Source organism: Actinomadura luteofluorescens (genome assembly GCF_013409365.1).
GTDB lineage: Bacteria > Actinomycetota > Actinomycetes > Streptosporangiales > Streptosporangiaceae > Spirillospora > Spirillospora luteofluorescens.
Genome location: NZ_JACCBA010000001.1, coordinates 1,083,129 through 1,109,014, shown reverse-complemented (window position 1 = coordinate 1,109,014; position 25,886 = coordinate 1,083,129). Strand labels below are relative to the sequence as shown.

Sequence of the window (25,886 nt, the reverse complement as noted above, 5' to 3'; positions counted from 1 at the left end):
GGCTACAGCTCCCTGACGGTCATCAGCGCGGCGGCGCGCGGGTAGGGCACGACGGGCCCGTCCCGGCAGACCAGCAGCGGGCCGAGCTGGCAGTGCCCGCACCAGCCGACCCCGCACCGCATGCTGCGCTCCAGGGAGAGCCGGACGTTCCCGGCGGGCACCCCCAGCCCGGTGAGCGCCCGCGCGGTGAGGCGCATCATGATCTCCGGCCCGCAGACGAACGCGGCGGCCCGGGCGGGGTCGACGTCCGCGGCGCCCGCCAGGGCCGTGATCACGCCGACCTGGCCGGTCCAGCCCGGGGCCGGCCGGTCCACGGTCACCTCGACCTGGGCCCCGCGCTCCCGCCAGGCGTCCAGTTCCCCGCGGAACAGCAGGTCGCCGGGGGTGCGGGCGCCGACCAGGACCGCGATGCGGCCGAAGGCGTCCCGGTCGGCCAGGGCCCGCAGCACCACCGGCCGCAGCGGCGCCAGGCCGATCCCGCCCGCCGCCACGACCAGGTCGTGCCCGCGGGCCTCGTCCAGCTCCCAGCCGGCCCCGAACGGGCCCCGAAGCCCGAGGACCTGGCCGGGCCGCGCCGCGCACACGGCCCGGGTGACCGCCCCGACGGCTCGGACCGTGTGCTCCAGCACTCCCGGGGCGGGCGTCCCATCGAACGGCCCTGTCCGGCTGACGGAGATCGGCGCCTCGCCCACACCGAACGCGTACATCATCGTGAACTGGCCCGGCGCCGGCTCGGGGATCGGCGCCCCGACGGGCTCCAGCGCGAGCGTCACCGTGTCGGCGGTCTCCGCGCGCCGGTCGGTCACGCGGTAGGGGACGGGGACCATGGGGCCGTCCGTGGCCGCCGGGGTCATGCCCGCTGCTCCGGGTGCGCGTACAGGTCCAGGACGCGGACCCGGGTGGCTTCGAGACGGTCCAGCAGCACGGCGGCGAACCGCAGGGTCAGGTCGTAGCCGAGCCTGAGGTCCGCGGCGCACAGCTCCCGGACCTCGGTCCCGTCGAACCGCAGGGTCCGCACCGGCTCCAGGGAGACGGCGCCGAACCTCCAGACGTGCGGAGGGAACATCCACGACCAGCCCAGCACCGAGGAGGCCGGCAGCGTCTCCACCACCACCGCGCCCCGTCCGGGCACCTGGAGGTCGAGGGCGACCGTCCCGGAACGCAGCAGCCAGAAGTGCTCGGCGGCCCAGCCCTCCTCGAAGAAGCGGTGCCCGGCCGGGACGTCCACCGCGCGGGCGGTGGCGGCCAGGGCGGCGCGGTGCCGTTCGGGCATGCCACCGAAGAACCGCTCCCCGGCCAGCGCGTCGCCCGTGACGCCGTTCCCTGCCTCCACCTGCTGTGACCTGCCCTTACGGCGGCCAGCGCATACCGCGTGAACGGTCAAGAACAGGCGCGGACCGGCCGCGGCGAAGGTCCCCGCCGCGGCGGACCTTGGTCCCTGGCCCGTGCCGGCGCCGGGCGCGAAGGCTGGGAGGAGGCCGTGAGAAGACGGGTGATCGCCGGAGGAGCCATGTCCGCACCGATCGTCGTGGGGACCGACGGGTCCGCCGCCGCGGGCCGGGCCGTCGACTGGGCGGCGGGCGAGGCGGCGCTGCGGCACCGGCCGCTGCGCATCGTCCACGCGGCGGAGATCTGGCCGTACCAGGTCCGGCGCTTCGTCCAGCCGGACGCGGCCGAGCGCACCTCACCGGCCGGGCGGGCCGTGCTGCTGGAGGCCGAGCGCCGCGTCCTGGAGCGCCGGCCGGAGCTGCGGGTGACGACCGCCCTGGTCGTCAACGCGACGCCGGACGCGCTGCGCGACGAGTCGGAGAAGGCGTTCGAGCTGGTGCTCGGGCACCGCGGGCACGGCGGCTTCCCCGGGCTCCCGCTCGGCTCGGTCGGGCTGCGCATGGCGGGGCGGACCGCCGTCCCGCTGGTGATCGTGCGTGACGGCGCCGCCGATCGCGGCGAGGTCGTGGTGGGCCACGACGTCGCCGCGGAGCCGGGCGAGGCGCTCAGGTACGCCTTCGACGCGGCCGCGGTCCGCGGCGTGCGGCTGCGCGTCGTGCACGCCTGGCAGCTGTCCGTGGACATGGCCGAAGCCGCCTACGCCCTCGACGAGGAGCGCCTGAACGACGAGCGGCGGGCGCGGGTCATCGAGGCCTACGCTCCGCTCCACGAGCGGTATCCGCTGGTGGACGTGGTCAACGACGTCCTCGTGGGGCACCCGGTTTCCGAACTGGTCCGGGCGTCGCGGACGGCGGACCTGGTCGTCGTCGGCGCGCACCCGCACCGCTGGGGCCTGTTCCGGCTCGGCTCCATCGGCCACGGGGTGATCCATCACGCCGAGTGCCCGGTCGCCGTCGTCGGCGGGCCCCGGTAGGTCGCCTGCCCGGTCGCCGTCACCGCTCCTTGAGAGGACCCGCGCCGGCGGCCCGGTGCCCGGCGGCGAGTTCCGCGTAGAGCCGGTCCCGGGTTCGCCGGAGGCGCGCGCTCAGCCGGACCGGACGGGATTCGGGGGCACGGAGCCGCGTGATCCGGTCGGGGAGGGCGGCGATCTCGGCGGCGCACCGTTCGCGCACGGCATCGAGCGGGTCCGGTCCGGCGACGCGGCGCCCCGCCTCCATGACGGGGACGAGCAGCGGCTCCATGCCGTCCGGCGCGGGCTCGTCCCGCAGCGCGACCACGTCGCCGTCCGCGCCCCGGTAGACCTGCTTGGCGCACGGTGCGGTGATCTTGCCGGTGGACAGCTTCATCACCGGCCGGTCCGCGTAGGCGACGAGCTTGTAGGCGCTGTCGAGGTAGGGGGCGTCCGCGGACACGCCCATCTTCGTCCCCACCCCGTAGACGTCGATCGGCGCGCCGGCGGCGGCGAGGTCCGCGATCCGGTGCTCGTCCAGCCCGCCGCTGGCCACGATCAGCGTGCCGGTCATGCCGGCCTCGTCCAGAATCGAGCGCGCCTTGACCGCCAGGTCGCCGAGGTCCCCGGAGTCGAGCCGGATCCCCGCCAGGGACGGCAGCCCGGCCCGGCGGGCCGTCCGGATGGCCGCCTCGACCCCGGCGATCGTGTCGTAGGTGTCGACCAGCAGCGTGGTGCGGTCGGGGAAGTCGGCGGCGAAGGCGGCGAACGCCTCGCCCTCGCCGGGGAAGGCCTCGACGTAGGAGTGGGCCATCGTGCCGGTCGCCGGGATGCCGTACCGCCGGGCGCCCTCGACGTTGCTGGTGCCGGCGAAGCCGGCGAGGTAGGAGGCCCGCGCGACGGCCATCGCGGCGTCGACCCCCTGCGTCCGGCGGAAGGAGAAGTCGATGACCCGCGCACCGGCGGCGGCCCGCACGCAGCGGGCGGCCTTCGTGGCCACCGTGGTCTGGAACGTGACGTGGTTCAGCAGCACGGTCTCCACCAGCTGGGCCTCCGCGATCGGCGCCGTGACCTCCAGAAGCGGTTCGCCCGGGTAGACGACGCGCCCTTCGGGGACCGCCCGGACCTCACCGGTGAACCGGAGGCGCTCGAAAGCGCGCAGCGAGGCGTCGTCCAGTCCCTGCTCCACCGCCAGGTAGTCGAGATCCTCCTGGGAGAACCGGTAGTCCTCGACGAACGACAGGCAGTCCTCCAGCCCGGCGGCGATCAGGAAACCGCGGTCGGGGGGCAGCTTGCGGACGAAGAGGCTGAACGTCGCGGGCCCGGTCATGCCGCGGCGCAGGTAGCTCGCCGCCATCGTCACCTCGTACAGGTCGGTCAGCAGTCCGCCGCTCATGGGTCCGTCCTCGCGTCCGTCGATCCGCCCCGGTACGGGTCGAGCCTTCCCCGCCCGGGCCCGGCCCCCCGCCCCCATCGGTCCTGCGGACCGGGGCCGAAGGTCCCTTCCCAACGGTCTGATCAGCGGATTCGGGACTTCCGCCCCTAGGGGCGGCCCCACCCCCTTCCGACGATGGAGGGTGAACGGCCGAGCGAAGGAGGTTCGTCATGAAGGCCAAGGAGTGGAGCGTCGAGCTCTACATCACCGAGGAGGGCTCGGACACCGTCGCGCAGGCGGTCCTGTTCAGTGGCGGCGAGAAGAGGACCACCGGGCGCGGGCACGCCCGCCGCAACCCGGCCGACCGTGAGGTCCCGGAGATCGGTGACGAGCTCGCCGTGAGCCGGGCGCTCGCCGATCTGGCGGGCCGGCTCCACGGGGTCGCCGACAAGGACATCGCCCAGTTCGCGGGACCTTCGTGAACGTCGCCGGACCACGCTGGGACCCCATCGCCAAGGCCGGGCGGCCGGTCCTCCCGCCGAACCTGGACGACTACGAGAAGGTCTACGACCGCTTCCGCTGGGACGAGGCGCGCGCCGCCATGGACGGCCTTCCGGGCGGCCGGGGCCTCAACATCGCCCACGAGGCGGTCGACCGGCACGCCGAGGGGCCGCTCGCCGGCCGGGTGGCGCTGCGCTGCCTGGACCGGCACGACCGGGTCACCGAACTCACCTACGCGCGGCTGCGGGACGAGACCTGCCGGTTCGCCAACGTGCTGCGCGCGCTCGGAGTCCGCAAGGCGGACCGGGTGTTCACCCTGCTGGGACGCGTTCCGGAGCTGTACGTGACGGCGCTCGGGACGCTGAAGAACACCAGCGTCCTGTCGCCTCTGTTCCCCGCGTTCGGGCCGGAGCCGATCCGCGACCGGCTCCGCCTCGGGGACGGGGTGGTGCTGGTCACCAGCCTCGACCTGTACACCAGGAAGATCGCCCAGATCCGGGACGAGCTGCCGGGGCTGAGGCACGTGCTGATCGTCGGCGGGTCGGGGGCGCCGCCCGGCACGGTCTCCTACCGGGAGGTCATGGACGGGGCCGCCGCGGACTTCGAGATCCCCCCGACCGGCCCCGAGGACATGGCGCTGCTGCACTTCACCAGCGGCACCACCGGACGGCCCAAGGGCGCGGTCCACGTCCACGAGGCGGTCGTGGCGCATCACGCGACCGCGGCGTACGCGCTGGACCTGAAGCGCGGCGACGTGTTCTGGTGCACGGCCGACCCCGGCTGGGTCACCGGCACCTCCTACGGGATCATCGCCCCGCTCACCCACGGCGCGACGCTGCTGGTGGACGCCGCGGAGTTCGACGTGCGGCGCTGGTACCGGATCCTGGAGGAGCAGCGCGTCTCGGTCTGGTACACGGCGCCGACGGCGCTGCGGATGCTCATGCGGTACGGGACCGGCCCGGCGCGCGGCCGCGACCTGTCCGCCCTGCGGTTCGTCGCCAGCGTGGGGGAGCCGCTCAACCCCGAGGCCGTCGTGTGGGGCGTGGAGGCGTTCGGCCTGCCCGTCCACGACAACTGGTGGCAGACCGAGACCGGCGCGATCATGATCGGCAACTACGCGTCCATGGACATCAGGCCCGGCTCGATGGGACGTCCGATGCCCGGCGTGGAGGCCGCGCTGCTGGAACGCGGCCCGGACGGGCGCGCGCGGGTGTCGGCCGGCCGGCGGGTGACCGTGGCGCGCGGCCCGGAGGCCGAGGGCGAGCTCGCGCTGCGGCCCGGATGGCCGTCGATGTTCCGGGGCTACCTGCACGACGACGCGCGCTACGCCCGGGCCTTCGCCGGCGGCTGGTACCTCACCGGGGACATCGCCCGCCGGGACGCGGACGGCTACTACTGGTTCGTCGCCCGCGCCGACGACGTGATCAAGTCGGCCGGGCACCTGATCGGCCCGTTCGAGGTCGAGAGCGCGCTGATGGAGCACGAGGCCGTCGCCGAGGCGGGGGTCATCGGGCGGCCGGACCCGGTCGCGGGCGAGGTCGTCAAGGCGTTCGTCACCCTGCGCCCGGGCTACGAGCCGGACGAGGAGACCCGCCGCGAGCTGATCGCCTTCGGCCGCCGGCGGCTGGCGTCGCTGGCGCCCAAGGAGATCGCGTTCGACCGGCACCTCCCGCACACCCGCAGCGGCAAGGTGATGCGGCGGCTGCTGAAGGCGCGCGAGCTCGGGCTCCCCGAAGGGGACGTGTCGACACTGGAGCAGAGCCCATGACCACGAAGAAGACGGTGAAGACCGATCCCGGCGGCGCCGCCGGGGAGGCCGCCCGGACGGCGGGCGGGGCGGCGCGGGACGCGGCGGCGAAGGAGCGCCGGAGCCTCCTCCACGAGATGCTGCGCATCCGGCGCTTCGAGGAGCGCTGCGTCGAGCTGTACAGCGCGGCCGAGATCCGCGGGTTCATGCACCTGTACATCGGCGAGGAGGCCGTGGCCGCCGGGGTGATGCCGGAGCTCGGCCCCGAGGACGCCGTCGTCACCACCTACCGCGAGCACGGGCACGCCCTGGCGCGCGGGATCCCGGCCGAGGCGATCATGGCGGAGATGTTCGGCCGCTCCACCGGCTGCAGCCGCGGCCGCGGCGGCTCGATGCACCTGTTCGACGCGGCGACCCGGTTCTACGGCGGCAACGCCATCGTGGCCGGCGGGCTGCCGCTCGCGGTCGGGCTGGCGCTCGCCGACCGGATGCGCGGCGCCGACCGCGTCACGGCGTGCTTCCTCGGGGACGGGGCGGCCGCCGAGGGCGAGTTCCACGAATGCCTGAACCTGGCCGCGCTCTGGCGCCTGCCGGTCCTGTTCGTCTGCGAGAACAACCAGTACGCGATGGGCACCGCGCTCGCCCGCGAGCACGCCGAGACCGACCTGGCCCTGCGCGCCTCGTCCTACGGCCTGGTGGCGTGGGCCGTGGACGGCATGGACGCGCTCGCCGTCTCTGCGGCCGCGCGGCGGGCGGCCGAGGCGGTGCGCTGGGGCGGCGGCCCGCACTTCCTGGAGATGCGCACCTACCGGTACCGCGCCCACTCGATGTACGACCCGGACCGCTACCGGACCAAGGCCGAGATCGAGGAGTGGAGGCGCCACGACCCGATCGACGCGCTCGCCGCCCGGCTGCGCGCCGACGGCGACCTCGGCGGCGACGACCTCGCCGCGATGGACAAGGAGATCGCCGCCGAGATCGACGGCGCCGTGAAGGCGGCGCGCAAGGCCCCGCTGGAGCCGGTCGCCGACCTGACCCGCTTCGTCTACTCCGAGAGGGCGGTGCGGCCATGACCACCACCCGGACGGCCCCCGGCGCTCCGGCGGCCGGCGCGAACGGCGGCATCACCTATCGGGAGGCCATGCGGGCGGCCCTGCGGGAGGCGCTCGCGAAGGACGAGCGCGTGTTCCTGATGGGCGAGGACGTCGGGCGCTACGGCGGCTGCTTCGCCGTCAGCCTCGGCCTGCTGGAGGAGTTCGGCCCCGAGCGGATCCGCGACACGCCCCTGTCGGAGTCGGCGTTCGTCGGCGCGGGCATCGGCGCGGCCCTCGCCGGCATGCGCCCCATCGTGGAGATCATGACGGTGAACTTCAGCCTGCTCGCGCTCGACCAGATCCTCAACAACGCCGCGACGCTGTCGCACATGTCCGGCGGGCAGTTCGGCGTCCCGCTGGTGATCCGGATGACGACCGGGGCGGGCCGGCAGCTGGCCGCCCAGCACTCGCACAGCCTCGAAGGCTGGTACACCCACATCCCCGGCCTGCGGATCGTCGCGCCCGCGACCCTGGAGGACGCCCGCGGCATGCTGTGGACCGCCCTCGCGGACCCCGACCCCGTCCTGATCTTCGAGCACGGGTCGCTGTACACCCTGTCCGGCGAGCTGCCGCCGGGCGCCGGGGCGGTGGACATCGACCGCGCGGCCGTGCGCAGGCCCGGCTCGGACGTCAGCCTGATCACCTACGGCGGCACCCTGCACAAGACCCTGGAGGCGGCCGGGCGGCTCGCCTCCGAGGGCGTCGAGGCCGAGGTGCTCGACCTGCGGTCGCTGCGCCCCCTGGACGACGCCACGATCATGGACTCGGTCCGCCGCACCCACCGCGCGGTGGTGGTGGACGAGGCGTGGCGGTCGGGCAGCCTGTCGGCGGAGATCAGCGCCCGCGTCACCGAGCAGGTGTTCTACGAGCTCGACGCGCCGGTCGCCCGCGTGTGCGGCGTGGAGATCCCCATCCCGTACCCGCGGCACCTGGAGGAGGCGGCGGTGCCGCAGCCGGACGACGTCGTCGCCGCCGCGCACCGGGTGGTGAGCGGGGATGCCTGACTTCACGATGCCCTCGCTCGGCGCCGACATGGACCGCGGCACCCTCACCGAATGGCTGGTCGGGCCGGGGGACCGGGTGAACCGGGGCGACGCCGTCGCCGTCGTCGAGACCGACAAGGCCGAAATCGAAGTGGAGTGCTTCGACGACGGCGTGATCGACGCCCTCCTCGTCGAGCCCGGCACCAGCGTCCCGGTCGGGGCCCCGCTCGCCCGCCTGACCTCCCCGGAGGCTCCGGCGGCCCCGCCGGAGCCTTCGGCCCCGGAGCCGGTGAGCGGGGAGCCCGCTCCCGCTCCCGCTCCCGCTCCCGAGCCCCGGCATGCGGCGACTCCGCTCGTCCGGCGGCTGGCCGAGGAACAGGGCGTCGACGTGGCCTCGGTGCACGGCACGGGCCACGACGGCAGGGTCGTCCGCGCGGACGTCGAGCGGGCCGCCCGCCCGCCGTCCCGTCCGAAGGCGTCGCCCATGGCCCGCCGGATCGCCGGCGAGCTCGGCGTCGACCTGGGGCGGGTGCGCGGTTCCGGGGCCGGCGGCGCCATCCGGGCCGACGACGTCCGCGCCGCCGCGCGGACGCCGCGGCCGCCCGCGCGTCCGCGGCGCAAGGCGGCGGCCCCGCGTCCCGCGAAGGCGGGCAGGCAGGCCGCGATGCGGCGGGCGATCGGCGAGCTCATGGCCCGGAGCAAACGCGAGATCCCGCACTACTACCTCGGCACCACCATCGACATGAGCGCCGCGACGGCCTGGCTCTGGGCGCGCAACCGCGAGCTCCCGGTGGCGAAGCGCCTCCTCCCGGCCGCGCTGCTGCTCAGGGCGAGCGCGCTGGCGGCCCGCGAGGTCCCCGAGCTCAACGGGCACTGGCTCGACGACGCGTTCGTCCAGGGGGACGGCGTCCACCTCGGCATCGTCACCGCGCTGCGCGGCGGCGGGCTGATGACCCCCACCCTGCGCGGCGCCGACGATCTGTCCTTGGACGAGCTGATGGCCGCTCTGAAGGAGATGCTGGTGCGCGCCCGGACGGGCCGGCTGCGCGGCTCCGAGCTGGCCGACGCCACGATCACCGTCACCGATCTGGGCGACCAGGGCGTGGAGTCGGTGACCGGCGTCATCTTCCCGCCCCAGGTGGCCCTGATCGGCTTCGGCAAGATCGTCCAGCGGCCGTGGGCGGTGGAGGGGCTGCTGGGCGTCCGGCCGGTGGTCACCGCCACGCTGGCCGCCGATCACCGCGCCAGCGACGGCCACACGGGCGCGCGCCTCCTGGAGGCCGTGGACCGGCTGCTGCAGAGCCCGGAGGAGCTGTGACACCCCGACAGGCACGAGACCTCGCCGCCCGCTCGCTGGAGAAGGCGGCGCCCGACATCGACGCCTCGGCGGTCGGCGGTGACGCCGACCTGCGCGAGGACCTCGGCCTCGACTCGCTCGACTTCCTCGGCTTCGTCGAGGGGCTGAGCGACGCCGCGGGCCTGCGCATCGACGAGGACGACTATCCGGAGCTGGCCACACTGGACGGCTGCGTCGCCTACCTCACCCGCCGGGCCTGACCGCCGGGAAGGGCCGGGACGAAGGTCGGCCCGGGGGAGGGCCGATGCGCACTGGAACCACCGACGCCCCCATCGAATGCTGGTGGGTGAAGCGCAGGCGAACGAGGTGGGGCGATGTACTCCGATCGGCAGGACGCGGGGCGGCAGCTCGTCGCCAACCTGCGGCGGTACACGGGTGGTGGCGTCCGGGTCCTCGGCCTTCACGGGGGCGGCGTCCCGGTGGCGGCCGAGACCGCCGCGCGGCTCGGTTGCGCGCTGGACGCGCTCGTCGTGCGCGAACTCGTCGTCCCGGGGCCTCCCGGCGTCCTGGTGGGCGCGGTCGCGGAGGGCCCGGCACGGGTCCTGGACGAGGAGGCCGTCCGGCGGTCGGGGGCCGGGGAGACGCGGATCCGGGAGCTGGAGCGGGACGCCCGCGTCGAGGCGCGGGCCCTCGGGCTCCGGCTGCGCGGGCGGCGACCGAGCCTCCCGCCGACGGGCCGCGACGTCATCGTCGTCGACGACGGAGCGGCAGGCCGCCTCGCGGCCGAGGTCGCGTGCCGTGACGCCCGGGCCCAGGGCGCCGGGCGGGTCGTCTTCGCCGTGGCCGCGGCGCCGCCCGCCACCATCGACCATCTGTGGACCGTCGCCGACGAGGTGGTGTGCCCGCTCTCGCCGACGTTCTTCGTCACCGCGAGCGACTTCTACCTGGACTTCGCACCGGTCTCCGAGGTGGAGGCCGCCAGGCTGCTCGAACGGGCGTCCCAGCACACCGCGTGAGCCCGGGGCGGATCGGGGCAGCATCTCGTAGGGGCGGTGGTCCTCGGGGGCGCGCGGCACGGACCTGCGGTTGGGGGGATTTCGGTGGATGGTCCGATCTTGGTGGGGGTGGACGGGTCGGAGGCCGGCACCCGGGCGCTGGACTGGGCGGCCGGCGAGGCCGGGGTCCGGCGGGTCGCCCTCCGGCTCCTGCACGCCCTTCCGGAGCCTCGTGCCGGGCGCGGGAACGGGCCCGAGCGGGACGAGGCGCGGCGCTTGCTGGACCGCGCCGAGCAGCGGGTGCGCCGCCGCGTGGAAGGCGTCGAGGCGACGGGCGAACTGGTCGAGGGCGACGCGGCGAGCGCCCTGGTCGCGCGGGCGCGGGACGCCGGGATGGTCGTCGTCGGCACCCGGGGGAGCGGCGGCCTCGCCGGCCTCATGCTCGGCTCCGTGGCCTTCAAGGTCGCGGCCCACTCCCCGGTCACGGTGGCGCTCGCGTCGGCCGTGCGCGAGCCGACGACCGGCCGCCCCGAGATCGTCGCCGGTCTGGACGGGACGTCCGCGGGGGCGGTGCTGGCCGAGGCCTTCCGGGAGGCCTCGCTGTGGCAGGCGCCGCTGCGGGTCGTGCACGCCTTCCGGTTCTTCCAGGTCCCGGACCCGGTGCACTCCGCGGAACTCGCCGCGCTCCTGCGGCGCCACCGGCGGGCGGAGGAGCGGCGGATCGAGGAGGCGCTGGCCGGCTGGCGGACGCGGTTCCCCGATGTCCCGGTGACGGCCGAGGTCGTCAACGACAGCGCCCGCAAGGCCCTGCCCCGGGTGTCGGCCGGCGCGCAGCTGGTCGTGGTCGGGCCCCACGACCACAGGGATCCCCTCATGCCGCTCGGGTCGGTGACCTATACGGTCATCCACCGGTGCGGCTGCCCGGTGCTCATCGCCCGGCCCGCCTGACGGCCGCCCGCCCGCCGGTCCGCGGAGCTCAGGCCGCCCAGGTCTCCAGCGCCAGCAGGTCGCGCATCGAGACCATCCCCACCAGCCGCCCGTGGTCGTCCACCGGCAGGTGGCGGATGCCCGCCTCCAGCATCCGGCGGGCGACGTCCCGCGCGTCCTCGTCCAGCGCGGCGGTCTCCACCCGCGCCGAGGCGTAGCCCGCCGCCTCCTGCGAGGCCGCGTCGGCCGAGGAGGCGAGGGCCCCGGCCAGATCGCGCTCGGTGATGATCCCGGTGACCCGCTCGCCGTCGAGCACCGCCAGCGCGCCGACCTCCCTCTCGATCATCTGCCGCGCGACGTCGCCGAGCGGCTCGTCCGCCCGGCAGGTGAAGACCGTCGGCCGGTACACGTTGCTGACCCGCATGTTCCCTCCCCGTTGGATGGACCGCCCGCTCGGACGGATCGGTCGCTCCGGCGGCCCGGACGGGCGTCCGGACGCCTCCCTCAGCCCGTTCCGCCGCGCGCCGAGGCGCCCGCGGTCTCGGCGGCCCTCCGCCGCCCGGCTCCTTCGGCGGGCACCACCGCCACCGGACAGGGCGCCTCCTGCAGCGCGGCCTGGGTCACCGGGCCGAGCAGCGTCTGGGGCCCCGAGCCGATTCCGCGCGCGCCCACCACCAGCAGCGCCGCGCCGCGGGCGGCGCCGGCCAGTGCCTCCCGCGGAGTGTCGACCACGAACTCGGTCTCCAGCGGCACCTGCGGGTACCGGCTCCGCCAGGGCGCGACGTCCTCCTCGAAGCGCGCCATCGCCTCGCGCCTGATCACCTGGGGATCGCTGAAGGGGACGCGGTCCGGTCCGCGGAACGCGGCCGGGTCCCACCAGCTGCACACGGCCGTCACCGAGGCGCCGCGCAGCGCGGCCTCCTCGAAGGCGAAGCCGACGGCCGACTCGCCGCCCGTCGAGCCGTCCACGCCCACCACCAGCCGCTCGCGGCCCTTTGGGGCGGCGGGCAGGTCGGGCCGGACGACGATGACCGGGCGGTCGGCGTGGGACGCGACCTGGACCGCGGTCGAGCCGACCGTCAGGGCCTCGAAGCCGCCGTGCCCCCGCGAGCCGAGCACGACCAGGGAGGCCTCGCGCGACGCCTCCAGCAGCACGGCCGAAGCCCACCCCCGCTCCAGGCGCCAGCGGACGTCCAGGCCCTCGGCGAGGCCGTGGGCCTTGCGCACGCCCTCGTCCGCCACGATCGCGCCCGCGCCGCGCAGGACCTCCAGCGTGTCCTTGTCCGGCTGGCGCAGTGGATAGGGCCAGTGCCAGGCATGGCAGACCGTGAGGGGCAGGTGGCGGAACAGGGCCTCCCGCACCCCCCAGCGGAGCGCCTCGTCCGCGACGGGCGACCCGTCGTACCCGACCAGGACGGTGCCCGTCCTCTCGTGATCGTTCATGGCCGATCCCTCCCCCTGTCGGTGTGTCCAGCCTTCCCCCGGGCGAAAAGGCGCAGGCAGGGGCCGCTGTCCCGGGTTCGAGGGACCTTCGGCCCTGGAACCGGACTCACGATTGCGGACAGAATCAACAAAATGCCCGCAAACCAGTACCTCGCAGGCGTGGTTCGGGGCGCGGTCGGGGGAATGCTCCTGCGTGTACCGTTCGCTCCCCGTCCAGAGGGCAGAGGGATGACCTATCCGTCACCTGCGCCCGGGCATGCATGCGGATCGCCTGACGCGCGGCGCGTCGCCCACGATCTGGCCGACCAGATCACCCGCCGGCTGTTCGGCATCGGCCTCGAACTGCACTGCGCCCTGGCCCGCATCCAGGACCCCCATGCCTGCCAGGGCGTCCGTGCGGCCCTCACCGGACTGGACGACGCCATCGACGATCTGCGCCGCGCCGTCTTCGACCTCCACGCCGCCGCCCGGGACAGGGACACCGCCGACCGCTGAACCCGTCCCGCCGCGCGGGCCCGCGACGTCGGCGGCTACGTTGGAGCCGTGCGCGCACGAGACCTCGCCGTCGAGTACCCGACCGTCACCCCGGACAGCAGTGCGCTGGACGCGGCCCGGCTGGTGGCCGAGCACCGCCTCGCCGGTCTGATCGTCGTCGGCCCCGGCGGCCGGCCCGTCGCGGTGGTCCCGGGTTCGCAGCTGCTGCGGTCGATCATCCCGCCGCACGTCCGGGACGACCCCGCCCTGGCCCGGGTCTACGACGAGCGCCACGCCGACATGCTGTGCGCCAGGCTCGGGGAGAAGAGCGTCGCCGATCTGCTCGTCGAGGGGCAGAAGGCACTGCCCGTCGTCGACGCCGACGCCACCGTCATGGAGATCGCCAGCGTCATGGCGGCCGACCGCAGCCCCGTCGTCGCGGTCAGCGGCGAGGCCGACCGCACCGACGCGCCGATGATCGGCGTCATCACCGTCGCGCACCTCCTCGACCGGCTCCTGCCCGGCCCGCCGGCGGGCTGAGCCGCCGGCGCCTCCGGCGGTTCACCGCGTGAGCGGGGTCTCGGACTCGACGCGGGTCAGCTTCTCGGGATTGCGGACGTAGTAGAGGCCGGTGATGCGGGCGCCCTCCACGCGGACCGCCAGAACGCCGTCGAGTTCGCCGTCCAGCCGCATGACGAGCGCCGGGTTGCCGTTGACGACGGTCTGGTCGGCGGTGACCGTGCTCGGCACCCTGCCGGTGCCGCCGATGATGTAGCGGGCCACCTTCTCGGCGCCGGTGACCGGCCGCAGCGCCGCCTGCTTGAGGCCGCCGCCGTCCCCCACCATCACGACGTCGGGGGCGAGGACGTCGAGCAGCCCCTGGAGGTCCCCGGTGTCGAGCGCGCGCCGGAACGACTCCAGGACCGCCCGGGTCTCGCTCTGCGAGACCGCCTCGCGGGGACGGCGGGCGTCGACGTGCCGGCGGGCGCGATGGGCGATCTGGCGGACGGCCGCGGGGCTCTTGCCGACCGCCGCCGCGATCTCCTCGTAGCCGACGGCGAAGACCTCGCGCAGCACGAAGACGGCGCGTTCGGTCGGCCCCAGCGTCTCCAGGACGAGCATCAGCGCCATGGACATGCTCTCGGCGAGTTCTACGTCCTCCGCCACGTCCGGCGAGGTGAGCAGCGGCTCGGGCAGCCAGGGACCGACGTAGGACTCCCTGCGGCGCGTCATCGTGCGCAACCGGTTGAGCGCCTGCCTGGTCGTGATGCGGACCAGGTAGGCGCGCCGGTCGCGCACCTGCTCCAGGTCGACCTTGACCCACCGCAACCATGTCTCCTGGAGGACGTCCTCGGCGTCGGCCGCGGAGCCGAGCATCTCGTAGGCGACGGTGAAGAGCAGGTTGCGGTGGGCGACGAAGGCCTCGGTCGCAGGGTCGGCGGCGTTGTCGCTCATGGGTCCATCCTTTCCCGCGCGCTCGGCGCCCCCGGCCGGCGGGCCGGTCGGTTCGCTTCGGGAAGGGCGCCGACGTCCACAGGACACCGCGGGCGGAACGTCCGTAACACCGGCGCGAGTGTGCTGCGTCACAGTGCGCCGTGCGGCCGCCTCAGCGGACGGGTGTTCCGGAACCGGACGCCCGGCGCGCGGCGGGACGCGCGTGGCGCATGCCCCGCGAGCGGTACACCTCCCCTGCGTGCCGGGCGGCGGCGGTGGGGCGGGCGGTGCGGTCGTCAGTGGAGGCGGTGGTGGAGGGGCGCCGCCAGCTCGATGGTGCTCAGCATCAGCGCGACGGTGTAGTCGATCAGGTGGTCGCGATCGACGTCCAGGTCTCCGCGGAACCAGGTGGTGAACAGCTCCCAGAGGCCGGCCGTGAGGGTCAGGCCGGTCAGTTCCACGTCCACGTCGGGCAGCAGGACCTGGTCGAGCGTCTCGTGGGTCTGGACGGTGAAGATCGCCGCCATGGTCCGGATGATCTCGATCCGCCGCCGCTGGAGCAGGGGGGAGGAGGGGAAGGCGTGGGTGAGGATGTGGGCGCGGCGCGGGTCCGTGGTCAGGAAGTCGAACACGGCGGTCACCACGGCGCGCGTGCGGGCCTGCGGGTGGCGCGGCGCCCGCCGGGCGGCGGACAGGATCACGTCGGTGCCCCGGGCCACCTGCTCGTCGACGATCGCCAGGAGCAGGGCGTCGCGGTCCGGGAAGCTCTCGTAGAAGTAGCGGTCGTTCAGCCCGGCCTCGGCGCACACCTTCCGGACGGTCGTGGCGGCCCACCCCTGGGTGCCCAGCAGTTCCAGCCCGGCCGCCAGCAGCGCGGCGCGGCGGCGGGCCCGGCGCTGGTCGGCGGGCACGCCGCGGTAGGGGCGCGCGCCGGGGGCCTGGGACGTCACCACCCGATTGTGCCGCATCCCTTGACTTCCCCCGCAAATCTGGAGACGGTACACACCAGATATTTCTGGTGTATTGGTTCACCAGAAATCTGGGTCGCGACGAGACGGGAGCGTGAGGCCCGGTGGCCACGGAGATCCCCCCGCAGCCGGAGCTGGCGGACATCGACCTGAGCGATCTGCGGTTCTGGGCCCGGCCGCTGGAGGAGCGGGCGCGGGCCTTCGCGCTGCTGCGCGCCCAGCCGGGTCCGGTGTTCTTCACCCTGCCCAAGCTCCCCTTCCTCGGGCAGAGCCCCGGGTCCTGGGCGCTGGTCCACCACGCCGACGTGACGGAGGCCAGCCGCCATCCGGAGGTGTTCAGCAGCGAGCCCAGCGCCACCAGCCCGGCCGACATGCCGCGCTGGATGGACGGCTACTTCAACTCGATGATCGACATGGACGATCCGCGGCACGCCAAGATCCGCCGGATCGTCTCCCGGGCGTTCAGCCCCAAGATGCTCGCCAAGGCCGAGGACGACATCGCGCGGCGGGCCGCCCGGATCGTGGACGAGCTGGTCGAGGCCGGCGGCGGCGACTTCGTGTCCGGGGCGGCCGCGCGGCTGCCGGTCGAGGTCATCTGCGACATGCTGGGCATCCCCGCCCGGCACCACCGGCGGGTGGTCGAGCTCACCAACATCATCGTCGGCTACAGCGACCCCGAGTACGTGGGCGCCACCGTCGAGTACAGGGACGGCGTCCCGAAGCTGGGCCGGCTCGGCACGCTGCGCATGCTGGGCACGGTGGCGTCGGCGGGGTGGCGGCTGCACCGGCTGGCGGCCCGGCTCGGACGGGAGCGCCGGGCCGCTCCCACCGGCGACCTGACCTCGGCGCTGGTGAACGCCAACGTCGACGGCGAACGGCTGACCCCCCGCGAGTTCGCCACGTTCTTCCTGCTGCTGGTGGTGGCCGGGAACGAGACGACCCGCAACGCGATCGCGCACGGCCTCAAGCTGTTCACCGAGCACCCCGACCAGCGCGAGCTGCTGCTGGCCGACTTCGACGGGCGCATCGCCGGCGCCGTCGAGGAGATCGTGCGCTTCAGCAGCCCGGTCATCTTCATGCGGCGCAACCTCACCCGCGACCACGAGATGAACGGCCACACCTTCCGCGAGGGCGACCGGGTGACGCTGTTCTACTGGTCCGCCAACCGCGACGAGGCGGTCTTCGCCGACCCCGACCGCTTCGACATCACGCGCTCGCCGAACCCGCACGTCGGCTTCGGCGGCCCCGGGCCGCACTTCTGCCTGGGCGCCAACCTGGCGCGGCGGGAGATCACGGTGATGTTCCGCGAGCTGTTCACGCGCCTGCCCGACATCGCCGCCGGGGAACCCGACCGGCTCGTGTCCGGCTTCATCAACGGCTACAAGCGCCTGCCCTGCACCTTCACCCCTCCGCGGCCCGGGCGCTGAGAGGCCGGCCCGGGGTCAGTGCCGGCCGGGCGCCGGTGGACGGTCCACGGCCTCCACGTCTTCCACGTCTTCCACGTCCTCCTGCCCGTCGACCCGGTCGTCGGCCACGCCGTCGGCGGGCCGGGGGACGGCGTGCTCGTCCCGTGCCGCGCCCGGCCGGGTGCGCGAGGGCCGGATGCCGCGCCAGCGGATGAAGGGTTCGACGCCACGCGCGATCAGCGGCCCGGCGATGGCCAGCATCAGCACGTAGGCGGCGGCCAGCGGCCCGAGCCGGGGGTTGACGCCGTCGGACACGGCCAGCCCGGCGATGACGATGTTGAACTCTCCGCGCGGGACCAGTGCCGCTCCGGCGCGCAGGCGCCCGCGGGCGGCCACGCCCGCTCGGCGGGCGGCCACCCAGCCCGAGGTGAGCTTGGTGGCGATCCCGGCCACGGCGAGCAGCGCGGCCACACCCAGCACGGGGGGCAGCTGGCCGGGGTCGGTGTGCAGGCCGAAGAACACGAAGAACACCGCGGCGAACAGGTCCCGCAGCGGAGCCAGCAGCTCCCGGGCGGTGTGGGCGAGCGGTCCCGACAGGGCGATGCCGACCAGGAACGCCCCGACCGCCGCCGACACCTGCAGCTGCTGGGCCAGCCCGGCGACCAGCAGGGTCAGCCCCAGCACCTTCAGCAGCAGCACCTCGTCGGTGGGGCTGGTCACGAACCGCTCCACCAGCCGGCCGTGCCGCAGCGCGACGTAGAGGATCACCGTGATGGTGGCGGCGGCGATGCCGAGCGTGGTCGCCCCGGCGACCAGCGACGCCCCGGCCAGGAGCGCGGTCAGGATCGGCAGGTAGGCGGCCATCGCCAGGTCCTCGAACACCAGGATGGACAGCACCGCCGGGGTCTCCCGGTTGCCCAGCCAGCCGAGGTCCCCCATGACCTTGGCGGTGATCCCGGACGAGGTGACGTAGGTGATGCCGCCGAGCGCCACCGCGGCCACCGGCCCCCAGTCCAGGATCAGCGCCACCGCCACCCCGGGAGCGGCGTTGAGCACCAGGTCGGCCAGTCCCGCCGGGGCCGAGGTGCGCAGCGTCCCGACCAGTTCCCCCGCGGTGTACTCCAGCCCGAGGGTGAACAGGAGCAGGATCACGCCGACCTCGGCGCCGAGCGAGACGAACTCCTCGCTGGCGCCGAGCGGCAGGATGCCCCCCGAGCCGAAGGCCAGCCCCGCCACCAGGTACAGCGGGATGGGGGAGATGGAGAAGCGGACCGCCACCGCGCCCAGCAGGCCCAGCGCCAGGACGATCGCCCCGAGCTCTATCAGTTGTGTCGCAGCGTGCATGGTCCTCTCACCCGCCGTGCAGGATGGTCGCGACGGCGGCGGTGCCCTCGTCGGTGCCGACCACCACCACGACGTCCTCGGCGCGGAACTCGAAGTCCGGACGCGGGCTGGCGATGACCTCGCCGTCGCGGACCACCGCCACGATCGAGGCGCCGGCGCGGGTGCGGGCCCGGGTGTCGCCCAGCCGGCGGCCCGCGTACGGCGAGGCGGCCGTCAGCAGGATCTGCTCGGTCACCAGCCCCTCGACCTGCCGGTTCAGCTCGGCCAGCCGTTCCACCACCCGGCCGGTGCCGAGCAGTTCGGCCACGGCGTTGGCCTCCTCGGCCGCCAGCGCCACCGACACCACGCAGGTGTCGGGATCGTCCTTGTCGTAGATCACCAGATCCCGGCGGCCCGTGCGGTGCGACACCACGCCGATCTGCCGGCCCCGCCCCGTGGTGAACACGTGCCGCAGCCCGATGCCCGGCAGCGAAGTCCGCTCGACGTCCATGACCCTCTCCCGCCTTCTCCGTGATCTCCGTGGCCGCCCGAAGCATGCCCGGCACGCGCGTACCGCCCTCTGGCCGTCCTTGATCGCCGCCCATGAGGTTTTGGACATGTTTTCAGACCCAACCGGACATGACCCTAGGCGAAACTCGCCGGTGAGGGCGCAGCCCAGGGTGCTCTCAGACCCCATCGCGGTCCCCGCCCGGGGTCTCGGGGCGGTCCGCGGCGACCAGACGGCGGGGATCGGCCGGCTCCGGGTCCGGTGCGGCGGAGGGGCGCGCGTCCCCGTGCCCGTGCGTCGTCCGGTGTCGGCGCAGGGGAGGATTCGCGAGACCGACGGCGACGACCGCGGCCGCCGCCACCAGTCCGCCCGTCACGAGGGCCGGCGGCGCGGAGGTGAGGGACGCGAGGAGGCCCCCGCGGAAGTTGCCGATCTCGGGGCCGGCCACGCCGATGACGTGCTCGATCGAGGAGACCCGTCCCCGGAAGTGGTCGGGGGTCTCCACCTGGATCAGGGCGCCGCGGGTGATCACGGCCATGGTGTCGGCCGCGCCGGCCGCCGCCAGGCAGGACAGCGCGAGCCACAGGGGCTCCGCCAGGCCGAAACCGGCGAGGGCCAGGCCCCAGACCGTGGCGGCGGCGAGCTGGGCCAGGCCGCCGCGGCGCAGGCGGGTGACCGTTCCCGAGAACAGCCCGGCGCCGAGCCCGCCGACCGCGACCGCGGACAGGAACAGCCCCAGCGTCCGGGGATCGCCGCCGAACCGGAGTTCGTTGACCATGGGGAAGAGCGCGATGGGCATGGCCAGGACGGTGGCGGCGAGGTCGACGCCGAACGAACCCCACAGGATCGGATGCCGGAAGGCGATGAGCCACCCTCCCGGCGGCGGCCCGCGACGCTCGCGCCCCGCCGGGTGCCGATCGCCGCGGCCCGGGGCGGGCATCGCGGGCAGCCGGATCACGGCGATCATCGAGGCGACGGTGGTCAGGGCCTGGATCGCGTACGCGGCGGGGTAGTGCCACCGGGCGAGCACGAGCCCGGCGGCGGCGGGGCCGACCAGCATGGACGCCTGGAACGCGACGTTCTGCAGGGCGAGCCCGGCGGCGACCTGGTCCGCGGGCAGCAGCCGGGTGGGGAAGGTGCGCCGGGCCGGTGCCCCGAGCGCCGAGCAGCCGGCCCCGGCGGCGACCAGGGCCAGCAGGAGCGTCACCGACCGGTTCCCGGCGGCGGCCTGGACCATGAGGCCGAGGGCCGCCAGGGCCTGGCCGCCGGTGGCGGCGCGGACGAGGCTCCTGCGGTCGACGGCGTCGGCCAGCGATCCGCCGACCAGCCCGAGGACGAGCAGCGGGACGCCCGTGGCCAGGCCGATGGCCCCGGTCCACAGCGGGCTGCGGGTCAGTTCCCAGACCTGCTGCAGGACGGCGACGACGGCGATCCGCTGCCCGATCGAGGCGAGCACCGACCCGGCCCACAGGGCGCGGAACGGCCTGCTCCCGCGCAGCGGGCGGACGTCCACGAGCCTCTCGCGCAAGGCCACGGCTACGGCCCGGCCGGGGGCGCGTCGAGGTGGGAGAGGATCCGGTCCTTCATCGGCCGCCGGGCCAGCGCGCGCTCCAGTTCGGTGACGACGGCGCTGAGCGGGTGCGGCACCTCGTCGTCGAGCTCGGCGACCGCCGCCTCGGTCGCGCGCCACTCGGCCTCGAGGAACGGGACGAGGGCGCGGCCGCGGTCGGTCAGGGTGACGCGCCGTGTGCGGGCGTCCGTGCCGGGCTCGGTGGTGACCAGCCCCTCATGGCGCATCGTCGCGATCGTCTGGCTCATCGCGGAGTGGGAGCGGTCCAGCGAGGCGGCCAGTTCGCGGATCGTCAGCGGGCCGGTATGCGCGAGCCGGATCAGGGGGTAGGCGAAGCGGGGGCGGACCCCTCGGACGCCCCGGTCGGCGTACAGGGATTCGATCTGGGCGTCCAGGCCCGCCAGCAGGGTGTGCAGCGCATGCCAACGTCCCGGCGTCGCGGTCGGGTCCATAGATGTCACAGCGCTAATATAACAGCGCTCATGCATACCCCGCCCGCCCGGCGGCGCTCAGCGGGGCGCAGATGGGTAATAGAGCCGGCAAGGAATCCGAGACCCCGGGGGCCGTCCGCGATGAGCTCACAACCCGAGATCGACACGACCGTGCCGCATTCGGCTCGCATCTGGAACTTCCTGCTGGGCGGAACCGACAACTACCCCGTCGACCGCCAGGCCGGAGAGGGGATCTTCGCCGTCTTTCCCGGCATGGTCGCCATGGCCCGGCAGTCCCGGCGGATGCTGCGGCGGGTGGTGCGGCACCTGGCGGGCGAGGCGGGCGTCCGCCAGTTCCTGGACATCGGGACCGGGCTGCCCACCATGGACAACACCCACGAGATCGCCCAGCGGCTGGCGCCGGCCTCCCGCATCGTCTACGTCGACAACGACCCGCTGGTGCTGACGCACGCCCGGAAGCTGCTGACCAGCACGCCCGAAGGCGCCACCGACTACATCGAGGCCGACGTCCGCGACCCCGGCGCCATCCTCGCCGAAGCCGCCCGCACCCTCGACTACGACGAGCCCGTCGCGCTCATGCTCATGGGCATCCTGGGGCTGGTGGGCGACTACGACCAGGCCCGTTCGATCGTCGGCCGGCTCATGGCGGCCCTGCCGTCCGGCAGCTACCTGGCCGTCTATGACGGCACCGACGCCGACCCCGCCTACACCGAGGCCATCCGGACCTACAACTCCGCCAGCGGCGCCGTCCCCTACATTCCCCGCACGCAGGAGCAGATCGCCGGTTACTTCGAGGCCCTGGAACTGCTGGAGCCAGGTGTCGTACCGGTGACGCGATGGCGGCCCGACCCCGGCCAGGAGGACGTCCCCGAGGTGTCCTGCTCGGGAGGGCTGGCCCGCAAGCCCTGACCCGCCTGGGATGAGGCGACTCCGCCCGCTCCGAAATGGCCGCCGCGTATTCGGTGGTACCCCCGTTCGCTGCTTTCGTGGTGAAAGCTCGGCCATCTCATGGGATGCCATGCATTCCGGTAAAGAATGACTTCATGTATTGCCGCGATACCGGCAATCCGGGGGTCTCGACGTGATCGTGTGTTCAGATGAACGCGGAAGGAAGATCGCTTCGGACCTCCGTGGGGAGAAACGGCATGAGGCATCGGGGAGCTTGCATCACGGCGGCGGTCGGTGTCGTCGCGGCCGTCGCGTCATTCGGGCACGCGTCGGCGGCCGACCGGCGTCCGGGATCGGTGCTGGTCCAGGAATCGTTCACCAGAGCCACCGCGGACGCGCGCTTCATCGGGTACGGGGCGGCCTGCCTGACGGGCGCGGCGCGGGCGAGCGCGGCTGCGGAGGCCACGAACCACCCGCTCGGGGGCTGCCGCCGGGACCCGGTCGGCCCCGTGCCGCCGGGCAACGCCGCCTCGCGCGGATACCTCCAGCTCACCGACGCCCACTTCGAGGAGACCGGCGCCGCGCTGTTCGACTCGCCGATCCCCACGCGGGGCGGCCTGGAGGTCACCTTCGAACAATGGCAGTACGGCAACACCACGCGCGCCCCGGCCGACGGGATCTCGTTCTTCCTGACCGACGGCGCCAGGAGCCTCAATACGCCGGGCGCATTCGGCGGAAGCCTCGGCTACGCCCAGAAACTGCCGGGCGGCCGGGCCGGCGGGCAATTCATTCCCGGAGTCGACGGCGGGTACCTCGGCATCGGGCTCGATGTGCTCGGCGACTACTTCGGCGACGGGGAAGGGCGCGGGAACGGCTGCGAGCGGCGTTCCCCGGCCGGGACGGCGTTCCGCCCGCCCGCCCCCGGCCCCAACGTCGTGACCGCGCGCGGGCCCGGGAACGGCGCCACCGGATACTGCCTGCTCGGCGCGACCACCAAGAACAAGACGACCAGGGGCCCCTGGCGGTCGTCCCTTCCCGGGCGCCTCCACGGCGACCTGAAGACGATGCCCGCCGACGTGACGCCGAGCCGGGCCGAAAGGCTGCTGGAACCGGTGAAGCGGGTCGTCCGCGTGGCGGTGTCGCCTGGACCGAACCCGGTGGCGACGGTCGACATCGACTTCCGGGACGGCGGCGGCTTCAAGCGGGTGCTGAGGTTCGCCGCCCCCAGGCCCGTCCCGAACACCGTCAAGTTCGGCTTCGCCGCGTCCACGGGACCGCTCACCGACGTTCAGCTCATCCGCCGGGTCGCGGTGCGCTCCCAGCGCAGCTGACCCGGACGGAGGACCGCGGCTCGACGGACTCACTCGGAGCCCGTCGAGCCGCGGCCCGTGGATCGTCCTTCTCCCGTACTAGGTGAACGCCGCGACTCCCTCGTACTGGCCTTGAGGTGCTCGGCCGGTCGTCTCGTATTCGAGGAGCAGCACGCCCGCCGGGGTGGCCTCGTGGCGGACGAGGCGCAGCCCGTTCGGGGCGCCCTGCGCGTCCAGAAGGCGCCGGCCGCTTCGCACCACGACGGGCGCGACCACGAGGCGGAGCGCGTCGATCAGGCCCGCCGACAGCAGCGAGTCCCCCAGGTGGGAACTGCCGTGGATCTGGAGTTCCCGGCCGGGCCGCGCCTTGAGGCCGGCGACCGTCTGGACCGGATCGCCCGCGAGCACGGTGGTGGGGTGCCAGGTCCCCTCGGTGAGGGTGTCGGAAACCACGTATTTCGGCAGCGCGTTCATCCGTCCGGTGAAGGGGTCGGCCGGATCGGTGATCTTCGGCCAGTCGCGCGCGAACGCCTCGTAGGTGCGCCGGCCGAGGAGCAGGCCGTCGGCGAGGTCGAGCCACTCGGAGGCGCGCCGGACGAACGTCGCGTCCATGTGGGGCACGAGCCAGCCGCCGCGGGTGAAACCGTCCGTGGTGTCCTCGTCCGGCGAGCCCGGGCCCTGGCTGACTCCGTCGAGCGTGACGAACTCGGTGAGGGTGATCTTCATCGTGCGGTGATCCTCTCCGCGAAGGCGGCCAGCTGGCCGGCGACCGTCGTCCAGCCGTCGGCGAAGCCGAGTTCGCTGTGGCGGGCGCGGGCCTCGGGGTCGCGGTGCTGGACGACCAGCCGGTAGGCCGTGCCCTCCGGATGGTCGTCCATCGTGATCGTGGCGGTCATCGCGACCGGTGCGGGGTGCGCGGGACGCCACGTGCTGTCGATCGCGTTGGTGAACACGATCCGGTGGGGCTCCTCGACGGCGAGAAAGCACGCGTCCATGTGCGGGCCGAAGTGGGCCCCGTCGTCGCTCAGCCGCGTGACGAAGGCTCCGCCGGGCCGCGTGTCCAGATGGTCCACCCGGCAGCGGGACGGGGCCGGGACCCACCACTGTTCGAGCTGGGATGGATCGGTCCAGGCCCGCCACACGGTCGCGCGGGGAGCGCGGATGATCCGCTCCAGGCCGAGGTCGAGATCGGGGTTCATCGGCCTTCTTCCTTCGGGTCGGTGACGAACTGTTCGAGGCGGTCGGTGCGCCCCTCCCAGATCCGGCGTTGCTCGGCGAGCCAGTCGTCGACGAGATCGAGCCTTTCGCGGTTGAGCACGCAGGTGCGCACCCGACCGGACTTGAGGGTGCGGATGAGCCCGTTCGACTCCAGGGTCCGCACGTGCTTCATGAACGAGGGGAGGGTCATGGGGAACTCGCGGGCGAGGTCGCCGACGCTCGTCGGCCCGAGCCCGAGGCGCCGGACGACGGCGCGCCGGGTCGGGTCGGCGAGGGCGACGAACACGCCGTCCAGCTCCGGCGAATACTGTGCCATAAAGCTAAGTATTACCCGAGCGTCATGGTTAGCGCAATGGCTAAGTATTCGGCGGTCTCTTCCAGGCGCCGCCTTCCGGCCGGTCGGTGAGGAGTTGCCAGGCGTGCAGGGCCATGAGGTAGTCGAGGGCGCTGGCGGGGGCGTAGAGCTCGGGGCCGAAGAGAGGTTCGAGCAGGCGAAGGCGGTTGCGGACCGTCTGGGGATGGGTGTGCAGGCGGGCGGCGGTGGTGCTGGCGTTGAAGCCGCATTCGAAGTAGGCGAGCAGCGTCTTCGCCAGCCGGTCCTGCTGGGCCGGGCGCAGCCGGCGTAACGGCGCCAGCTTGCGGTCGACGAGGCGTTGGGCCAGATCGTGGTTCTGGACGAGCAGGAGCGCGGGGATGTGCTCGCTCACGTGCACGGGAGTGCCGGCGGCGAGCATGGCGGGCGGGAGCAGGTCGAGACCGCGCCGGGCCAGACGCAGGGAGAGGGCTGCGCGGGTGACGGCGACCGCGGGGCCGACGACGGCCGGTTGGTCGCCCAGCATCGCCTCCAGGGCGGCGCGGCGACCGGGTCCCTCGGGGTCGGGGAACACCAGGCAGGGCACCTTCAGGTGGAGCCCGTTCAGAACGTCCTCCGGCAGGAAGCGCGGCGGTGCGGCGTCCCGGCGGCGACCGTCGACGGCGATGACGGCGACGGTCCGCGGGAGGGGCCGGCTCGCACGGGCGGCGGCCTCGCGCAGGGCCCGGATCTCGCAGTGCGGACTCAGGATCAGGTCGATCAGGCGCCGTTGCTCCGGCCCGCCCTGGGCGGCGCCGCGCGCCGTGGCCGACAGATGGCCGGCAGCCGCGGCCCGCCGGAGCCGGTCGGTGTAGGCGAGGCCCTTCTGTACGGCCGTCCCGCCGTGCCGCGGAGTGAGCGCCAGCCCGCGCCGCAGGGCCTGCCGGGTGAGGTGCTCGGCGGCGACGCCGGTCGCGACGGTGAGGGCCGCCTGCAGGTCGTCGGGGGCGCGGCCCTCGGCGGCCTCGGCCTCGCCCAGGTCCCGGAAGGCCTCCAGGACCGCCGGCCGCGGCTCGCCGGACCAGTCCGCGGAGGGATCGAGGAAACCGCTGAGCGCGAGGGCGATCGCCCCGCGCAGAAGATCGCGGTCGGCCGTCCGGCGGGCCCACCGGTAGCCCGGAATCCGGGTGCGCGCGGCGTCCGCGGCGGTGGCGGCGATGTGCGGGACGCTCTCGCGCAGGCTCCTGACCGCGTGCTCGTCCAGGGGCCGTCCGGGTAAGGGCGGCGACTCGGGCGCGGTCATCGGCCACGCCACCTCCCCAGGCCGCCCGCGGCTCCGGCCG

The 25,886-nt window shown here is 74.3% G+C and carries 29 protein-coding genes; 14 read left to right on the top strand and 15 right to left on the bottom strand.

Translation table 11 applies throughout. The features are described 5' to 3' along the window. Positions 1-2: 2 nt before the first annotated feature. Together BJY14_RS04845 and BJY14_RS04840 are read right to left on the bottom strand one after the other, a co-directional pair. Entirely contained in the window at positions 3-854 is an 852-nt protein-coding gene (locus BJY14_RS04845) for an FAD/NAD(P)-binding protein (protein ID WP_179842500.1), read from the bottom strand. Continuing rightward, positions 851-1,333 carry a cyclic nucleotide-binding domain-containing protein gene (locus BJY14_RS04840; protein WP_218905111.1) on the bottom strand — a complete coding sequence of 161 codons (483 nt, stop codon included), beginning with the start codon at positions 1,331-1,333 and terminating at the stop codon, positions 851-853. The genes BJY14_RS04845 and BJY14_RS04840 overlap by 4 nt, the downstream gene beginning before the upstream one ends. Positions 1,334-1,510: 177 nt before the next feature. Between BJY14_RS04840 and BJY14_RS04835 the strand changes: the two genes are divergently transcribed. Next, on the top strand, positions 1,511-2,362 hold the full coding sequence (locus BJY14_RS04835; RefSeq protein WP_179842499.1) for a universal stress protein: 852 nt from the start codon (positions 1,511-1,513) through the stop codon (positions 2,360-2,362). A gap of 19 nt (positions 2,363-2,381) precedes the next feature. Here the strand turns inward: BJY14_RS04835 and BJY14_RS04830 are convergent, their stop codons facing one another. Then, entirely contained in the window at positions 2,382-3,734 is a 1,353-nt protein-coding gene (locus BJY14_RS04830; RefSeq protein ID WP_179842498.1) for a nicotinate phosphoribosyltransferase, read from the bottom strand. 209 nt (positions 3,735-3,943) lie between these two features. Between BJY14_RS04830 and BJY14_RS04825 the strand changes: the two genes are divergently transcribed. The 8 genes from BJY14_RS04825 (at position 3,944) to BJY14_RS04790 (ending at position 11,278) form a co-directional block, all read left to right on the top strand. Continuing rightward, the gene (locus BJY14_RS04825) at positions 3,944-4,195 is read left to right on the top strand and encodes a DUF1876 domain-containing protein (protein ID WP_179842497.1); all 252 of its coding nucleotides are present in this window, start codon (positions 3,944-3,946) and stop codon (positions 4,193-4,195) included. Next, positions 4,192-5,982: an acetate--CoA ligase gene (gene acsA, locus BJY14_RS04820; RefSeq protein ID WP_218905109.1), complete on the top strand. Its 1,791-nt coding sequence runs from the start codon at positions 4,192-4,194 to the stop codon at positions 5,980-5,982. The genes BJY14_RS04825 and acsA overlap by 4 nt, the downstream gene beginning before the upstream one ends. Then, positions 5,979-7,034: a pyruvate dehydrogenase (acetyl-transferring) E1 component subunit alpha gene (pdhA, locus tag BJY14_RS04815; RefSeq protein ID WP_179842496.1), complete on the top strand. Its 1,056-nt coding sequence runs from the start codon at positions 5,979-5,981 to the stop codon at positions 7,032-7,034. The genes acsA and pdhA overlap by 4 nt, the downstream gene beginning before the upstream one ends. Then, entirely contained in the window at positions 7,031-8,059 is a 1,029-nt protein-coding gene (locus BJY14_RS04810) for an alpha-ketoacid dehydrogenase subunit beta (protein WP_179842495.1), read from the top strand. The genes pdhA and BJY14_RS04810 overlap by 4 nt, the downstream gene beginning before the upstream one ends. Continuing rightward, a complete protein-coding gene (locus BJY14_RS04805) occupies positions 8,052-9,356 on the top strand; it encodes a dihydrolipoamide acetyltransferase family protein (protein ID WP_179842494.1) in 1,305 nt (434 codons plus the stop codon). Before BJY14_RS04810 ends, BJY14_RS04805 begins: the two co-directional genes overlap by 8 nt. Further along, entirely contained in the window at positions 9,353-9,595 is a 243-nt protein-coding gene (locus BJY14_RS04800) for an acyl carrier protein (RefSeq protein WP_179842493.1), read from the top strand. The genes BJY14_RS04805 and BJY14_RS04800 overlap by 4 nt, the downstream gene beginning before the upstream one ends. 114 nt (positions 9,596-9,709) lie before the next feature. Further along, the gene (locus tag BJY14_RS04795; RefSeq protein WP_179842492.1) at positions 9,710-10,351 is read left to right on the top strand and encodes a phosphoribosyltransferase; all 642 of its coding nucleotides are present in this window, start codon (positions 9,710-9,712) and stop codon (positions 10,349-10,351) included. Between the two features lie 36 nt (positions 10,352-10,387). Then, complete coding sequence (locus tag BJY14_RS04790; RefSeq protein ID WP_376769994.1) at positions 10,388-11,278, top strand: universal stress protein; 891 nt, start codon at positions 10,388-10,390, stop codon at positions 11,276-11,278. A 28-nt stretch (positions 11,279-11,306) separates the two neighbouring features. On the opposite strand, the gene BJY14_RS04785 is transcribed toward BJY14_RS04790, so the two are convergent. Beyond that, positions 11,307-11,681 carry a CBS domain-containing protein gene (locus BJY14_RS04785; RefSeq protein WP_179842490.1) on the bottom strand — a complete coding sequence of 125 codons (375 nt, stop codon included), beginning with the start codon at positions 11,679-11,681 and terminating at the stop codon, positions 11,307-11,309. An 80-nt stretch (positions 11,682-11,761) separates the two neighbouring features. After that, the gene (locus BJY14_RS04780) at positions 11,762-12,700 is read right to left on the bottom strand and encodes a universal stress protein (protein WP_179842489.1); all 939 of its coding nucleotides are present in this window, start codon (positions 12,698-12,700) and stop codon (positions 11,762-11,764) included. 228 nt (positions 12,701-12,928) lie between these two features. On the opposite strand from BJY14_RS04780, the gene BJY14_RS04775 reads away from it, so the two are divergent. Continuing rightward, positions 12,929-13,195: a histidine kinase gene (locus tag BJY14_RS04775; RefSeq protein WP_179842488.1), complete on the top strand. Its 267-nt coding sequence runs from the start codon at positions 12,929-12,931 to the stop codon at positions 13,193-13,195. Between the two features lie 48 nt (positions 13,196-13,243). Continuing rightward, the gene (locus BJY14_RS47115; RefSeq protein ID WP_179842487.1) at positions 13,244-13,714 is read left to right on the top strand and encodes a CBS domain-containing protein; all 471 of its coding nucleotides are present in this window, start codon (positions 13,244-13,246) and stop codon (positions 13,712-13,714) included. Positions 13,715-13,735: 21 nt separating this feature from the next. On the opposite strand, the gene BJY14_RS04765 is transcribed toward BJY14_RS47115, so the two are convergent. Both BJY14_RS04765 and BJY14_RS04760 read right to left on the bottom strand, forming a co-directional pair. Beyond that, positions 13,736-14,629 (bottom strand): RNA polymerase sigma-70 factor, encoded by an 894-nt coding sequence (locus BJY14_RS04765; protein WP_179842486.1) that lies wholly within the window; start codon positions 14,627-14,629, stop codon positions 13,736-13,738. Between the two features lie 275 nt (positions 14,630-14,904). Further along, positions 14,905-15,558: a TetR/AcrR family transcriptional regulator gene (locus BJY14_RS04760; RefSeq protein WP_179842485.1), complete on the bottom strand. Its 654-nt coding sequence runs from the start codon at positions 15,556-15,558 to the stop codon at positions 14,905-14,907. A 122-nt stretch (positions 15,559-15,680) separates the two neighbouring features. Between BJY14_RS04760 and BJY14_RS04755 the strand changes: the two genes are divergently transcribed. Next, on the top strand, positions 15,681-17,003 hold the full coding sequence (locus tag BJY14_RS04755; RefSeq protein WP_312878978.1) for a cytochrome P450: 1,323 nt from the start codon (positions 15,681-15,683) through the stop codon (positions 17,001-17,003). A gap of 15 nt (positions 17,004-17,018) precedes the next feature. On the opposite strand, the gene BJY14_RS04750 is transcribed toward BJY14_RS04755, so the two are convergent. The 4 genes from BJY14_RS04750 to BJY14_RS04735 form a co-directional block, all read right to left on the bottom strand. Beyond that, positions 17,019-18,326 carry a cation:proton antiporter gene (locus tag BJY14_RS04750; RefSeq protein WP_179842484.1) on the bottom strand — a complete coding sequence of 436 codons (1,308 nt, stop codon included), beginning with the start codon at positions 18,324-18,326 and terminating at the stop codon, positions 17,019-17,021. Positions 18,327-18,333: 7 nt separating this feature from the next. Further along, positions 18,334-18,816 carry a cation:proton antiporter regulatory subunit gene (locus BJY14_RS04745; protein WP_179842483.1) on the bottom strand — a complete coding sequence of 161 codons (483 nt, stop codon included), beginning with the start codon at positions 18,814-18,816 and terminating at the stop codon, positions 18,334-18,336. Positions 18,817-18,991: 175 nt separating this feature from the next. After that, positions 18,992-20,347, bottom strand: coding sequence for an MFS transporter (locus BJY14_RS04740; protein WP_179842482.1), 1,356 nt, complete (start codon positions 20,345-20,347; stop codon positions 18,992-18,994). 2 nt (positions 20,348-20,349) lie between these two features. After that, on the bottom strand, positions 20,350-20,835 hold the full coding sequence (locus BJY14_RS04735) for a MarR family winged helix-turn-helix transcriptional regulator (protein ID WP_246396511.1): 486 nt from the start codon (positions 20,833-20,835) through the stop codon (positions 20,350-20,352). A gap of 120 nt (positions 20,836-20,955) precedes the next feature. Between BJY14_RS04735 and BJY14_RS04730 the strand changes: the two genes are divergently transcribed. Then, positions 20,956-21,744, top strand: a complete 789-nt coding sequence (locus tag BJY14_RS04730; RefSeq protein WP_179842480.1) for an SAM-dependent methyltransferase — start codon at positions 20,956-20,958, stop codon at positions 21,742-21,744. Between the two features lie 236 nt (positions 21,745-21,980). Further along, positions 21,981-23,054, top strand: coding sequence for an L-type lectin family protein (locus tag BJY14_RS04725; RefSeq protein WP_179842479.1), 1,074 nt, complete (start codon positions 21,981-21,983; stop codon positions 23,052-23,054). Between the two features lie 78 nt (positions 23,055-23,132). Here BJY14_RS04725 and BJY14_RS04720 read toward each other — a convergent pair whose 3' ends face one another. From BJY14_RS04720 to BJY14_RS04705, 4 genes are read right to left on the bottom strand one after another with little or no spacing between them, the layout of a single operon-like run. Next, a complete protein-coding gene (locus tag BJY14_RS04720; protein ID WP_179842478.1) occupies positions 23,133-23,759 on the bottom strand; it encodes a dihydrofolate reductase family protein in 627 nt (208 codons plus the stop codon). Next, positions 23,756-24,232: an SRPBCC domain-containing protein gene (locus BJY14_RS04715; RefSeq protein WP_179842477.1), complete on the bottom strand. Its 477-nt coding sequence runs from the start codon at positions 24,230-24,232 to the stop codon at positions 23,756-23,758. Before BJY14_RS04715 ends, BJY14_RS04720 begins: the two co-directional genes overlap by 4 nt. Next, entirely contained in the window at positions 24,229-24,567 is a 339-nt protein-coding gene (locus BJY14_RS04710; protein WP_179842476.1) for an ArsR/SmtB family transcription factor, read from the bottom strand. Before BJY14_RS04710 ends, BJY14_RS04715 begins: the two co-directional genes overlap by 4 nt. A 40-nt stretch (positions 24,568-24,607) precedes the next feature. Continuing rightward, positions 24,608-25,846 (bottom strand): PucR family transcriptional regulator, encoded by a 1,239-nt coding sequence (locus BJY14_RS04705; protein ID WP_179842475.1) that lies wholly within the window; start codon positions 25,844-25,846, stop codon positions 24,608-24,610. Positions 25,847-25,886 lie beyond the last annotated feature (40 nt).